Source organism: Acetobacter vaccinii (assembly GCF_008365315.1).
GTDB lineage: Bacteria > Pseudomonadota > Alphaproteobacteria > Acetobacterales > Acetobacteraceae > Acetobacter > Acetobacter vaccinii.
The window spans coordinates 1,547,788-1,561,140 of sequence record NZ_CP043506.1; the positions used below are offsets into that span (position 1 = coordinate 1,547,788).

Sequence of the window (13,353 nt, forward strand, 5' to 3'; positions counted from 1 at the left end):
GAGGCGCAAGGGTGATGTTATCCGGCAGCAGTGGCAGGTTCCCCCGGCCATGTCACAATGTAGTCCTCCAATGCACCCGCCCGCCGCTCGCTTATGCAGCGACCCGCTGCCGATGCCCCGGAGGAGATGACCGTGTCAGGCGTGCCCGTTATCAGCGGGTGCCAGTCTGGCAGGGGCAGCCCTTCAGACAGTCTGCGGTAGGCGCAGTCAGGGGGTAGCCAGTCCAGTTGCGGGATCATCTCTGCGGTCAGGGTCACGCAGTCCTGTACCTTGCGCAGGCGGTTGGGATAGTCCGTGCACTGGCACGTGCCAACGTCCAGCAGGCGGCAGGCGACAGACGTATAATAGAGTTCTTCCGTGTCATCATCGCGCAGCTTGTGCAGGCAGCACCGGCCACAGCCGTCGCACAGGGCCTCCCACTGTGGGCGGGTCATGTCCTGCAATGCGGTGGTTTCCCAGTAGGGGGCGGTGGTGGTGTCGGTCATTGCAGAATTCCACAAACAAGGGTCAGGCTCAGGCTGATCAGCATCGGAGTTTTGAGCAGGGGCCACCAGAGCAGGCGGACCTGCTGCGCTCGGTCGGCCCCCAGTTCCACCGCTGTGGCGGACCAGCTTGCAGGCAGTGTGCGTAGGGGCAGCGACAGGGGCAGTGCCAGCAGCGGGACCAGCAAGACAGCCTGCGCAAATGGTGTGGCCGTATTCTGCCACAGCAGAGGCAGCCCCAGCGCCAGTGCGGTCGCTGGCACGATCAGGAGCAGACAGAGCATATACAGCACCGCCCCGGCCCGGGCCAGCGCGGTGCCGAGCAGGAGGCACGCTGTGGCGGCAAAACTGACAACAAGAATAATCAGGCCAGACAGTACAGGGGCATAAGGCCCGGTGGTTAACAGAAGCGGGATCACGGCAGGCGGGCCCAGCGCTGGAAACGGGGGGCGAGGGTCGGCAGGGCAGTGTTCCAGAAACTGTCGTTCAACTGTGTAGGGGGTGGAATGGGGCCTGTCTTGGTCTCGGTCAGCGCGATGTCCTGCATGGAGGGCAGGCTGGGCCACGCATTGGCAAAAGCCTGCTGCTGGGCGGGCTCTTCCAGCCATGTCACAAGGCTGAGGCAGGTGGCGTTGGTGGCGGAACTCAGTGGTAGCCCCCAGGAGTAATGGACTTGCAGCCGCTGGGGCCAGTACAGGCCAAAGCGCTGGCGGTTGGTGGGATCATCCCCCAGGATTTCACCCGTGGGCACAAGCCCCATTAACGCACCGCCGGATTTGAGAATACGCCCGGCGTCTTCCGGCGTGGACCACCACGCAATGTAGGGGCGGATCTGGTCAAGCTTCTGGAAGGCCCGGTTGACGCCCTCGGGTGAGGACAGCACCCGGTACAGCATGTCAGGCGGCACACCATCGGCCAGCAGGGCGACTTCCAGCGTTGTGCGCGGGTCGTTCCGCAGGCCTCGGCGGCCGGGGTGGCGTGCGACATCCCAAAAGTCCGCCCAGTTGGGTGGGCTGTCCAGCCGGGCGTGGTCCCAGGCCATGGCGTAGTCGATGGAGGCTGAAGGCTTGCCACAGGCGTTGGCCGGGGTATCCGCCCCCTCGCGGGCCAGCAGGTCTATGCCACAGGCCATGTGCAGGCTGCTGGTTTCCATCATGCAGGCAGCAATCCGGCCGGGGTGGTGGGCCTCCTGCTGGCGCAGGCTGTCTAGGCTGCCGTTCCAGGGGTGCAGGGCAATGGGGTGGTGCGCCATATGGGCATAAGGGCCGAACAGCACCGCCTTCTGGGTTTGGGTGATCCTGCCTGCAAAGCTGAGCACCGTCAGCCGCGCCGGGGCGACGTGGCGCTGGCGGTGCCGGGGCTGTGCGTTGGACACGGCGGCAGGCAACAGCACTCCCAACCCGGCAAGAAGGGCCGAGCGACGCGACAGCAGGGAAGACCCCATATGGCCAGCACCGGGTTGTGGGGCCACAGGGGTCTTGCGCGGGAAGGGACGTGGAAGCAGGGGAAACCTCTTGCGAGTCTGGAACTTGGGGGAACGACGATACCAGTCTAGCCGGTTTTCTGGTCCATCGGAAAGGCAATGGCATTCCGCGCCTGCCACGCCAGCACGGCCTGCCGGCCTGCGGCCAGGTCGCGGGTGGTGTGTACCGGGGGGCGCTGGGCCAGTATTTCCGTGCCGTCACGCGTGCGCAGCCGCATGGCGATGGTATGGCCAAGGTGATGGGCCGAAACAAGAGTGCAGATAACATCTCCCGCTTCGGGGGTATCGGCGGCCATCTGGCGGGGGAACAGGACGGACAGCCGGTCTGGTGGAATACAGATGCTGGCCAGATCGTTTTCTTCCAGCATGGGGGTGGTTGCGGCCTCCACCGTTTCCCCCGTGGGCAGGCGCAGGATTGCGGTGTCGTCGTCTATATCCAGCACCTTGCCGGTCAGGACATTGGCGTTGCTCATGGCTACGGCCACGCTGCTGCTGGCGGGGCGGTCCATCAGGGTGGGGGCGGTGGCAAGTTGGATCAGGGCACCGTTTTCCAAAATGCCGGTTCTGTCTGCGGCCATCAGGGCCTCGGTACGGCTGCGGGTCAGCAGCAGGGCGCTCAGCCCGATTGCATGACGCAGGCGGTCCAGCATGGCCATGGCCTGCTCGCTCGCGGTTTGGTCCAGAGTGTCAAAAGGCTGTTGCAGCACCAGCACGCTGGGGGTGCGGATAAGCGCACGGGCAAGGGCCGCCCGGAAAGACTGCAACCCCGACAGCCTGCCCGCTGGTGTGTCGCGCAGGGCGTCCAGCCCGGTCAGGGCCAGGGTTTCGTTCCCGCGGCGCAGTATTTCGGCGTCCGGCAATGTTCTGGTGGCCCGCAGGGGGAACAGAATATTGTCCAGCACGCTCAGATGCGGGAACAGGGGGGCCTGCGGACCAATGGCGGCAATGCCCCGGAGGTGAGGAGGGGCATTGGTGGTAACATCCACCCCTTCCACCATCAGGTTGCCGCCCAGCAGGGGGCTGCGGCCTGTCAGCGCATCTGTCAGGCGGGGAATATCGTGCGGGTCCGACCCGATTCCCAATAGGGCCACACATTCCCCTCTGTGAATGTCCAGGGTGAGTGGGGGGGTAGCGGGCTGGAACGCAAAATCGTGAAGTGACAGGGCTGTGGGCGAGCCATGCACAGCTTGCATGCAACTGAATCCTCGGTTTGGGTGTTGAAATGATGGTGTCATTTCACTGACTCGCACGAAAGGGATGAAGTGCATGTCTTCGGATAAAATCAAGGATGTCAAAGCCGCTGGTGAAGCCGTGAGCGAAAGCGCGCGTGAGGAAATCGAGGCCGTCAAGGCCCATCTGGAACGTCTGCTCAGCCAGCATGTTGTGCCAGCACTGGGCCGTGCCGGGGACAAGGCGGGTGTGGTGGCCGAGCAGGCGGTTGCCAATGCCAAGGAACTGGCCGATCATACCAAGCATGACCTTGCTAAGCGGGCACGGGGCCAGACATCGTGGGTGTCCATTGCCATTTCAGGCGTGGTAGGCTTTATCCTCGGGCGGTTGTCTCGCTGACTGTTTAGCGCCACCCCCGAAGGAAGGTAACTGCAGAGCCCATGCGTATCCTTGATCTTGGTAAATCCGCCCTTAGTGCACAGTCCAGTGTGGCGCAGCAGATGGCCATACGCTATGGCCGCCAGGCTGCGTTTTTGGTGCTTGCGGCTGTGTTCGGGGCGTTTGCCCTGATCACCGGGCATGGGCTTTTGTGGATTCTGCTGGTTTTTGTTGCCCATTTTGGCCCCGTTGGCGCGTCCTTCGTGGTGTTCGGGCTGGATGTGCTGGCCGCTGTCGTGTGCGTGCTGTTTGGCCGCCGCTCGTACCTGACGGTCGAGGAAGTGGAAGCCCGGATTGCCCGTGACCGTTACCTGACCCAGATGCGCGAATCCGTGACCATGGCCGCTGTGACTGCCACAGTGGCGACCGCCATGGGCCGTGGCGGCATGCGGAGCGTGTGGGATCTGGTGCGCCGTAAAAAGTACTGAATCTGTCCAGTCTGGTCTGGGCCATAGGTTCCATTCCAAATTTGCACTGGCGTGCCGCATTGTTTCTGTAAAAAGTAGGGCGTGATTTCGCGGGTGCACATAATTGTATGTGCACCCGCAGGCTTGGGCAGTGAATGGAACCTCAACTTCATACGGTCATGGCAAGTGATATCCGGCGCTCCTTTGGGTACCGGCTTGCCAGACTTGCATCCATGTGGCGGCGCGAGATCGACTGTGATCTGCGTGAATTTGGCCTGACCGATGCAACGTGGCGCCCTATTTACCACCTTCATTTTTCCAGCACCCCCATGCGCCAGACCGATCTGGCCCGCTCCCTGTCGCTGGAGGCTCCCTCCCTCGTCCGTCTGCTTGATGTGCTGGAAAAGCGCGGCTACGTCCGCCGCGACGCGGATGATGAGGACAGGCGCTCCAAACTGGTGAGCATTACGGCAGAAGGCCGCAAGGTGGCCGCGCTGGTCACCCGGGTGGCCGATTCTGTGGCCGTGCGCCTGACCGCCGATGTGTCGGAGCAGAACCTGCAGGACTGCCGCGATATTCTCGACTGTATTGAAAATGCAGCCCAGAGCAACCGGGATGAGCCACCAGCACCCTCCAGTGCAGATGGGGCAAGGCCCGCGTCATGCTGACAGAATTCAACCTGTTTGGCGTCTTCATGGCGCCAATTGTTGTCTACGCGCTGGCGGCTTTGCCGATAACCATGTGTGTTCGGTTCGTGCTGTGGTGGAGCGGCCTGCTGGGCTGGTTCTGGCATATCGCGCTGTTCGAAGTTTCGCTTTACGTCTGCATCCTGTGCCTGCTGATCCTCTACGTCTGACCCTGTAAGGCTTTTGAGTCGCCGCAATGCCCTTTCTGCGCACCCTGATCCGAGTTGTCCTGACCCTGGTGGTCGTATCCCTGGCCATTGTCCTGGGGATTACCCTGTGGAACGTCTACATGATCTCGCCCTGGACGCGCGATGGTCGTGTGCGCGTCTATGTGGTGGATATGGCGCCCGAAGTTTCTGGCACGGTGGTGCAGATTCCGGTGGTCGATAACCAGTATGTCCACAAGGGCGACCCGCTGTTTGTGCTCGACCCCGTGCGCTTCCGCCTGGCTATCCGCGAGGCGCAGGCCCGTCTGGACGGCGCGCTGGAGGATCTGAAGCTCAAGCGCAACGACGCCAAGCGCCGTATGGGCCTGGGTGGCATTGTGTCGGCGGAAGAGCAGGAAGTCTTTAACTCCAGCGTGGCCACACAGATTGCAGCAGTTGATGCCGCACGTGCAGCTCTGGATGTGGCCAAGCTGAACCTTCAGCGGTCCATTCTGTATTCTCCGGTCAACGGCTATGTCACCAACCTCAATCTGCGTGTGGGCGATTTTGCTTCCACCGGGCAGGCGCGTATGGCCGTGATCGACGCGGACTCCTTCTGGGTTTACGGGTATTTTGAAGAAACCAAGATGTGGGGCGTGCATGTGGGTGATGAGGCCCGGGTGAAGCTGATGGGCTACAAACCCATTTTGATGGGCCATGTGGCCAGCATTGCCCGCGGTATTAACGACACCAACGGTGCCCCCGACAAGCTGGGCCTGCAGGATGTGAACCCCATCTTCACATGGGTGCGTCTGGCACAGCGTATTCCCGTGCGTATCCACCTCGACCATGTGCCCGACAGTATCACGCTGGCGGCAGGCATGACCGCGACTGTAAGTGTCGGTCCGGAGCCGCGTGGCCGCAGGGGCAAGCTGACAACATGGTTGCAGGACCATCTGTGATCATGGGCCGAGGGTGAAAGTCATGAAGGGTCATTCTCGCCTGGGGGCATGTCTGGCAGCATCGCTGATGCTGTCGGCCTGCACAGTGGGGCCAAATTACCAGCCAGACCGGATGAAGCTGCCAGCCTCCTTCAAGGAAGCGGCAGAGGAACACCCGGCCACGCCGGAAGAGATCGAACGCACCAATAAGGAAATGACAGAGTGGTGGGCTCTTTTTAAAGACCCCATTCTGACCCATCTGGTGCAGGATGCCATTAAAGGCAACTACGACCTCCAGATTGCAGGCCAGCACATTCTGGCCGAACGCGCCATGCGTGACCGCTCGGCATCGCAGTGGTACCCGCAGATGGATGCCAACATGGGGGGCGGGGATGTCCGCTACTCCATCAATATCGACAACTGGCCTATCCGCCCCGGCAACCCGTCCAACAGGCCCGGTGCCTCCATGCTGACCTATGGTGCGACAGCATCGTGGGAGCTGGATATGTTCGGCCGTATCCGGCGTGATGTGGAAGCCCATGAGCGCGAGGTGGAAGCCACGATCGAGGCCCGTCGCGCTGTTCTGATGGGTCTGCTGTCCGAACTGGCATCGGACTACATGCTGCTGCGCGTGACGCAGTTGCAGATCGGCATTGCGACCGACAACATCCGTGTTGCCAAGGACGCGCTGGACCTGAGCAGCCGCCTGTACCGTGAAGGGGTGGGCAATACCCTCCAGATCGCGCAGGCTCAGGCCGAGCTTGACGCCCAGATTGCCGAGCGTGAGCCCCTGCGCACGCGGGTATCGCAGTTGACGCACGCTATTGCCGTGCTGCTGGGCAAAATGCCGGGGGAACTGGAGGAACAGCTTAAGCAGCCGCGTCCTCTGCCTGTGGTGCCGGAGTTCCCGGCGGCCATGCCCTCCATTGTTATTGCCAACCGCCCTGATATTCGTATGGCCGAACGCAAATATGCGATGGCCACGGCGCAGATCGGGGTTTCGGTTGCTAATCTGTACCCGCATTTTGTGGTGCCGCTGACTTTTAACCCCAACGCTTCGGCCATGTATCAGGTCTTTCAGGTCAATGGCATGAGCTGGCAGTTCCTGCTGATGGCCAGCATGCCGCTGATGCACGGCGGCAAGATGACGGCAGAAATCCGGGCTGCACAGGCGACGGCCGAGGCTGCCCGCCTGACCTACCGCCAGACCGTTCTGACCGCCTTTAAAGAGGTGGAAGACGCCATGGCTGCTTGGCATGATGACATTGAATATGCCGAGCAACTGCATAAGGCGGCAGAAGATAGTGCCACCGCCAGTGACCGTGCACGCAAGCTGTATGGGGCTGGTCTGGTTGGCTTTCTGGAAGTGCTGACAACCGAGCGCACAACACTCAAGGCCCAGAATATGGAAGCCCTGGCCCGTCTGGAACGGCTGAAGGACGCTGTGAACCTGTACACAGCCCTTGGCGCGGGTTGGAAAGGCGTTGCCCTGACCAATTCGACCCTGCCAGTCTCGCTGGAGACGCAGAACGTGCTGGCGCGGGCGTTCAAGCAGTAAGCTGCATTGTCTGCCCCATCTGCCCATGGTGCTTTGCCGGGCAGGTGGGAGCAGAGAAAAATTATTGTGCTAACTGGCGGAAGGCAGGTCTGCTGTCCTGATCCTGAAAAAACGCCAGCATGGCGGTGCGGGCTTTTGCCGCATCACGCCCCAGGTTGATCAGGCCACCAATCTGGCCTGGAGCCCGTAACAGCGACAGCAGAAGTGCCCCGATTTTCAATCCGCCATCGGGGGAGAGCACACACCCTGCCACGGGCGGCAGTGTACGGTCTGCCGGGTCGCAGACAACCCGCAGCACGGCAAACGGCAACCCGGCTTCTTCTGCCGCGCGGGCCAGAAAAGCGCTTTCCATGTCCAGCGCCTTGCAGCCAGAGGCCGCAAACAGCTCTGCCTTATGGGCGGCGTCCAGCACGACATCATCACTATGCAGCAGCGGACCACTGATGGTCCCGGCCTGATTGCCACCCAGAATGTGGCGCAGCGTGGGGTCGCACGCCCAGACATTGCCCCACCCCTGTACCTTGTCAGGGATCAGGATTGTCCCTGCGGGCAGGGACGGGTCCAGCCCGGCAGCCAGCCCGAAGGACATCAGGCAGTTGGCACCACAGGCAGCCAGCCTGTCGGCCTCACGCCGCGCGCCATCGCGCGTGGCGCCACTTGCAGCAATGGCAGCGCGGGGGAATATCCGCCGCACCAGACGGGCCTCGGCCTTCAGCCCGACAAGAATGCCGGGGCTGGAAAGGGGATACTGTACTGCCGCAAGTGCCATGGTATCAGAACCCGAAGCCAACACGCCGTGTGTTGCTGCTTTCAAGGTTACGATAGCGCGCCATGGCCATAAGCGGGAAGAACTGCTTGTAGCCGTGGTAGCGCAGGTAGAACACCTTGGGGAAGCCAACCGCGTTGTAGGGGTCTTCGTGCCATGCGCCGGTTTCATCCTGCTGGTCGGCCAGCCAGGACATGGCGCGTGATACGGCAGGGTCGTCGCGGCGGCCAGCAGCCATCAGGCCCAGCGCTGCCCATGCGGTCTGGGAGGGCAGGCTCTCCCCATAGGTGCCGCGCGGCCCGTTTTCGTAGGATTCACAGCCTTCGCCCCAGCCACCATCGGGGCGCTGCATGGCGCGCAGCCATTCCACGGCCCGCACCACTGCGGCATCATCATGCGAAATGCCAGCCGCGTTGAAGGCGCACAGGACAGACCATGTGCCATACACATAGTTGGTGCCCCAGCGGCCAAACCAGGAGCCATCGGCTTCCTGCTCCTTACGCAGGTAGTCGAGCCCTTTCTGGATCACAGCGGCATCTTCCGGGTTGCCAAGCTGGGCCAGGAAGGAAATGCAGCGCGCTGTCACATCGGCTGTGGGGGGGTCAAGCAACGCCCCATGGTCTGCAAAGGGGATGTGGTTGAGCAGGTCTTTGTTGTTGTCGATATCAAATGCACCCCAGCCACCATCGGTGCTCTGCATGCCAATAATCCACTGGCGGGCGCGTTCAATGGCTTCTGCACTGGCCGGGTCGCCCTCACGGTGCAGCAGCATGCCCACAACTGCGGTGTCATCCACATCGGGGTAATAGTCGTTGCCGTACTGGAAAGCCCAGCCACCCGGAGCCAGGTTGGGGTTGTTGATGGCCCAGTCCCCTTTGACATCAAGGATCTGCTTGCTGCGCAGCCAGGCGCAGGCTTTCTTCATATCCTCAAGTGTCTCGGCGGGGGCAACGCCATTGGGGCCAGATGCGGCCTCGATCATGGCATGGCCGGACAGCCCGGTGTCCCATATGGGGGAGACACAGGGCTGGCAGTAGGCTTCGTCGTCTTTTTCAACAACAAGGTTCTGCACCGCTTCCCACGCCGTGGCGGCGCGGGGGTCGGTGTCGGCCACACCCATTGCCCGATACATCATGACCACATTGGCCATGGCCGGGTAGATCGCGCCCAGACCGTCACGCCCGTTCAGGCGGGGTTCAATAAAGTCGATCGCAGCCTTGATGGCCTTCTGGTGGGTTTTGGAGGGGATAAGCGGCACCAGCGGGCGCAGCGCGACATCCAGCCCCTTGAACACATAACCCCAGGACGAGCGATAAGGCCCACGGATCCAGTCCGTTACCTTTTCGGGCGGGGTGACAAACAGTTCGCGCACATGAATCTGGCGGGGATTGATGGCAACCGGGCGCAGGGCGGCCAGTACCAGCAACGGCGCAATCACCGTGCGCGACCAGTAGGACATGTTCCAGACGGAGAAGAAGGCCGAGCGCGGCAGCAGCATAAGCTCGACTGGCATGACCGGCGTTGCCCGCCATGGCACATCACCAAACAGTGCAAGCTGGAAGCGGGTGAACACGTTGGTGCGTTCTGCCCCGCCGTGGTCCAGAATAGCCTCGCGCGCGCGGCGCATGTGGGGGGCGTTAATGTCGTCCCCAACGGCCTTGAGTGCGAAGTAGGCTTTGACCGAGGCGGAGATGTTGAAGTCCCCGTTATGGTACAGCGGCCAGCCACCGTGCACGTCGCTCTGGATGCGGCGCAGGTAAACAGCCATTTTCTGTTCCAGCGCGTCGTCAATCCGGTCCAGAAAGTGTTCAAGCAGGATGTATTCCGCCGGAATGGTGGCGTCGGCTTCCAGTTCGTACACCCAATGCCCGTCACCCTGCTGTGCGCCAGCCAGGGTCGCGTGAGCATTCCTGACTGCGCGGTCCAGGTCGTCCCGGGAAAGGGGGGTGTCGGAAAGAGCGCTGCCGTCAGCGGGCATGTCGGGAATTCCTTTCTGCTTGACGTGTGTGGGTGCGGGGGCACCCGTGGTCTGCTGTATTCAGGGATCGGTGGGGTTTTTCAGGCCCAGGGCTTCCACAGCCCTAATGCCTGAACGCATGGCCCCTTCAAGGGTAGAGGGCAGGCCCGTTGCGGTCCAGTCTCCTGCCAGGGCAAGGTTGACCAGCGGTGTGGCAGAGCCTGGGCGCATACGGTTTTGGGCCGGGGTGGCGGCAAAGGTTGCGCGTTTTTCCCACACTACGCGCTGGGCCGCGGGGCGTGCGGGCAGGGGCTGGGTCAGGGCCGTATCGCAGGCACGGCGGACATCCTGCCAGATAATGTCTGCCAGATGGTCCGGGTCCTGATTGGCCAGCCGGTTGGCGGCACTGACAGTCACAGACAGTACGGAGCCGCGCAGGAACACCCATTCCGCAACACTGCCGATCACACCGATAAAGCCGCACTGGGCGAAGGAGCCCAAAGGCTGAGGGGCTTCATCCAGCCGGAAGTGCAGGTTGAGGATGCTCTCAAACTCGGTGGGAACAGCCAGCGCGGGCAGATGCGGGCTGAGCAGGCCGTGTGCCACTGGGGCTGTAACCGCCAGAATAATCCGGTCATCGGGGCCTAGGGCAATGTCACCATCAGGGGTTTGCAGGCTTGTGACCCGCCCATGCGCCACGTCCAGCCCGGTAATGCGGCTTTGGGTGCGGACTTCTACCTGCATGTAGCGCAGGTAGGTCAGAGCCGGGTCCACCAGAGATTCGGACAGGCCATCACGCGCAAACCACGGGACACAGGCATCCCCCCCGAGCGACAGGGACTCGCGAACGACCGCGCCCAGAAGCGCGGCACTGCCGCTTTCGCAGTCGGTATTCAGGGCCGAAATGGCAAAGGGCGCCAGCAACCTGCGCGACAGCGCACCGGGCAGCAGGCAGTCCACAACCGTTGCGTTGTCGGGGGCATTCATCAGGCTGTACAGGCTGCGCAGTTCCGCCAGGCGCATGTCCGGGACACGGCGGTGGGGTTGGAACACCCACCACGGCATACGCCCGCGTGACAGGTCCAGCGTCCAGCGTGCATCTTCCGCAAGGTCAACAAAGGGGAACAGCGGGGCACCGGGGCCAGCCAGCGTGTCCAATGCCCCTGTCAGGGTCAGGTAACGAAAGACGGTTTTGTTGGAGGACAGCAGCAGATGGTTGCCGTTGTCGATACGGCAGCCCAGGTGTTTGTCCTCATAGGAGCGGGCGCGCCCGCCGCAGCTTCGGCCCGCTTCATGGACGACAACATGCATGCCAGCGCCAGCCGCGTCGACCGCAGCCGCAAGGCCTGCCATGCCACCACCGATAATGTGCAGAATACCTGCCATTGTGCCCGTTCCGCCGTGTGTCTTAGGGAAGGTAGGAGTGAACGAAGCGTGCAGCCTTGGCAGGCAGCTTGGTCCGGACCCTCTGCCGCAGGACTGCGGGTGCCCAGCCACGTTTGAGCATGGCGTAGAGGATGGATTCGTAACTGGCCCCCATAATGCGCGCGGGCATCATGGCCTTGGGGCGGCAGGACTTCATAAGCGTAAAGGCCGTGCGGAAATGGTCCTGCGCGCGCGTTGCCAGAATGCGGCACACACCCTCCAGACCCGGAGCCGTCAGTGCCCGCACGGGGTCATGGGGCACGGCAAAGCGGTCCAGCAGGTCGGATGGCAGGTAGAGCCGCCCGCGTGTTGCGTCCTCTGGGATATCACGCAGGATGTTGGTCAATTGTAATGCCCGGCCCAGATGGTAGGCAACCTTGTCGCCCAGGTCCGAACATTCTCCAAAAATACGCACGGACAGGCGGCCGACGGCCGAGGCCACGCGGTCACAATAGGTGTCGAGCGTCTTTTCATCAGGCGCGACAATGGCTGTCTGGGTGTCCATCAGCATGCCGTCGATGACGGCGGCAAAGTCTTCCTGCCGGAGTGCGAAAAAGTGGATGGCAGCCAGCAGCACGCGTTCCAGCGGTTCCTTCGGGGCAACCTGCGGGCCTTCATACAGAGCGGCAATCCGGGCGTGCCAGTCCTGCAGGGCGCGTGTGCGTTCTTCCAGCGGGTCGTGGCCGTCGGCAATGTCGTCCACCACGCGGCAGAAGGCATAAATGGCATACATGCCGTAGCGGCGCATGGGCGGCAGAATACGCATGCCGGAGGCAAAGGAGGTCCCGGCCTGGCGGACGGTGTTTTCCACCCATGCAAGATCGGCAGGATCGCAGCCGAGGGGTGTCGGCTCGTCATGCGTCTGGATGTGTTGGGCTGTCACGCGCTTTCTACCTGCTCTGTTCGGTCACGACCATTGAAGCTGGCCTCTTTTTACAGAAGTTTCTTCATTCGGAAAGGTCAACACCATGCCCGCAGGGCAGCAATGGCTGCATGCATGGCGTCTGTCCGGCGCAGGGCAACGCGGCCAGCCAGCGGGTCTTCCCGGCGCAGGCGCAGGGTCAGCCTGTGTGCCAGGCTGACAATGGCAGCACATTCCATACGGAAGCGGCGGTCGCGAATATGCGGCACAAGGGCGTTGGCCTGCTGGTTAAGCCCATCCACACGGTCAAGCATGGTGTTGAAGACACGGCGCATGGCGGGGGAGGTGCGGCTTGCCCGCAGGTCGTCCTGACCCGTGCCTGCCTGGCGCATCATGTCCGAGGGAATATAGCAGCGCTTGAGGCGCTCAAGGTCCCCTGCGCAGTCCTGCATGTGGTTGAGAATCTGCAAGGATGTGCAGAGCGCGTCCGACGCGGCAAAGGCGTTGTCGGTTTCGCGGTGCAGACCGATCAGGTAGCGCCCGACCGGGTTGGCGGAATACCGGCAGTACTGCAGCAGGTCGTCCCAGCTTTGGTACTGGTGGCCGCGGGAATCGTCACGGAAGGCAATCAGCAGATCGGTGGCGGTTTCAAACGGCACACCTGTCTGCAACAGCGAGGTACGCAGCCGGGCCGCACTCTGGGCATCCGCACGCTCAATGGGCTGGCGTGTGCCATGCAGCACCTGCTCCATGGCGTCCAGCCGGGCGACCTTTTCATCCGGTGTCAGGGTTTCGCTGTCGGCGATGTCATCAATGACACGGGCGTATGCGTAATAGGCGTGAACATGCGGGCGCAACGCCTTGCTGAGCAGCAGGGAGCCTACGGGAAAGTTCTCGTCGGATGCGCCCTTGCCGGAGGAGACATCGGCTGTCCCCCATACGCCTGTATCGTCAGTCATGCCTCAACCCTGCTGTGAATAGTCCTTTCGGGCAGTGCAGTGGTTTACACGAGGCGACCGGCACTGCCTATCC

15 protein-coding genes are annotated in these 13,353 nt (G+C 62.4%); 6 read left to right on the plus strand and 9 right to left on the minus strand.

What is annotated here, in order from left to right; genetic code table 11:
- Nucleotides 1–17 precede the first annotated feature (17 nt).
- The 4 genes from FLP30_RS06945 to FLP30_RS06960 are packed head-to-tail and all read right to left on the minus strand — an operon-like array spanning nt 18 to nt 3,158.
- Complete coding sequence (locus FLP30_RS06945) at nt 18–485, minus strand: YcgN family cysteine cluster protein (protein ID WP_149279163.1); 468 nt, start codon at nt 483–485, stop codon at nt 18–20.
- Entirely contained in the window at nt 482–901 is a 420-nt protein-coding gene (locus FLP30_RS06950; protein ID WP_149279164.1) for a hypothetical protein, read from the minus strand. The genes FLP30_RS06945 and FLP30_RS06950 overlap by 4 nt, the downstream gene beginning before the upstream one ends.
- Entirely contained in the window at nt 898–2,085 is a 1,188-nt protein-coding gene (locus FLP30_RS06955) for an extracellular solute-binding protein (RefSeq protein ID WP_149279165.1), read from the minus strand. The genes FLP30_RS06950 and FLP30_RS06955 overlap by 4 nt, the downstream gene beginning before the upstream one ends.
- Nucleotides 2,034–3,158 carry an ABC transporter ATP-binding protein gene (locus tag FLP30_RS06960; protein WP_149279166.1) on the minus strand — a complete coding sequence of 375 codons (1,125 nt, stop codon included), beginning with the start codon at nt 3,156–3,158 and terminating at the stop codon, nt 2,034–2,036. The genes FLP30_RS06955 and FLP30_RS06960 overlap by 52 nt, the downstream gene beginning before the upstream one ends.
- Before the next feature lie 73 nt (nt 3,159–3,231).
- Between FLP30_RS06960 and FLP30_RS06965 the strand changes: the two genes are divergently transcribed.
- From FLP30_RS06965 to FLP30_RS06990, 6 genes are all read left to right on the plus strand, one after another.
- Nucleotides 3,232–3,534, plus strand: coding sequence for a hypothetical protein (locus tag FLP30_RS06965; RefSeq protein ID WP_149279167.1), 303 nt, complete (start codon nt 3,232–3,234; stop codon nt 3,532–3,534).
- Nucleotides 3,535–3,575: 41 nt separating this feature from the next.
- Nucleotides 3,576–4,001 carry a phage holin family protein gene (locus FLP30_RS06970; protein WP_149279168.1) on the plus strand — a complete coding sequence of 142 codons (426 nt, stop codon included), beginning with the start codon at nt 3,576–3,578 and terminating at the stop codon, nt 3,999–4,001.
- Nucleotides 4,002–4,135: 134 nt separating this feature from the next.
- Nucleotides 4,136–4,648, plus strand: coding sequence for a MarR family winged helix-turn-helix transcriptional regulator (locus FLP30_RS06975; protein WP_149279169.1), 513 nt, complete (start codon nt 4,136–4,138; stop codon nt 4,646–4,648).
- Nucleotides 4,642–4,836 (plus strand): DUF1656 domain-containing protein, encoded by a 195-nt coding sequence (locus FLP30_RS06980; protein WP_149279170.1) that lies wholly within the window; start codon nt 4,642–4,644, stop codon nt 4,834–4,836. Before FLP30_RS06975 ends, FLP30_RS06980 begins: the two co-directional genes overlap by 7 nt.
- A 26-nt stretch (nt 4,837–4,862) precedes the next feature.
- On the plus strand, nt 4,863–5,774 hold the full coding sequence (locus tag FLP30_RS06985; RefSeq protein WP_149279171.1) for a biotin/lipoyl-binding protein: 912 nt from the start codon (nt 4,863–4,865) through the stop codon (nt 5,772–5,774).
- Nucleotides 5,775–5,796: 22 nt separating this feature from the next.
- A complete protein-coding gene (locus FLP30_RS06990; RefSeq protein ID WP_149279172.1) occupies nt 5,797–7,311 on the plus strand; it encodes an efflux transporter outer membrane subunit in 1,515 nt (504 codons plus the stop codon).
- A gap of 61 nt (nt 7,312–7,372) precedes the next feature.
- Here FLP30_RS06990 and FLP30_RS06995 read toward each other — a convergent pair whose 3' ends face one another.
- The 5 genes from FLP30_RS06995 to hpnC all read right to left on the minus strand — a co-directional run bounded on the left by FLP30_RS06995 (nt 7,373) and on the right by hpnC (nt 13,280).
- On the minus strand, nt 7,373–8,080 hold the full coding sequence (locus FLP30_RS06995; protein ID WP_149279173.1) for a phosphorylase family protein: 708 nt from the start codon (nt 8,078–8,080) through the stop codon (nt 7,373–7,375).
- Between the two features lie 4 nt (nt 8,081–8,084).
- Nucleotides 8,085–10,055, minus strand: coding sequence for a squalene--hopene cyclase (gene shc, locus FLP30_RS07000; RefSeq protein WP_149279174.1), 1,971 nt, complete (start codon nt 10,053–10,055; stop codon nt 8,085–8,087).
- Between the two features lie 60 nt (nt 10,056–10,115).
- Nucleotides 10,116–11,420 carry a hydroxysqualene dehydroxylase HpnE gene (hpnE, locus tag FLP30_RS07005; RefSeq protein ID WP_149279175.1) on the minus strand — a complete coding sequence of 435 codons (1,305 nt, stop codon included), beginning with the start codon at nt 11,418–11,420 and terminating at the stop codon, nt 10,116–10,118.
- 22 nt (nt 11,421–11,442) lie between these two features.
- Complete coding sequence (gene hpnD / locus FLP30_RS07010) at nt 11,443–12,342, minus strand: presqualene diphosphate synthase HpnD (RefSeq protein WP_149279176.1); 900 nt, start codon at nt 12,340–12,342, stop codon at nt 11,443–11,445.
- Between the two features lie 77 nt (nt 12,343–12,419).
- The gene (hpnC, locus tag FLP30_RS07015) at nt 12,420–13,280 is read right to left on the minus strand and encodes a squalene synthase HpnC (protein ID WP_149279177.1); all 861 of its coding nucleotides are present in this window, start codon (nt 13,278–13,280) and stop codon (nt 12,420–12,422) included.
- Nucleotides 13,281–13,353: the final 73 nt, after the last annotated feature.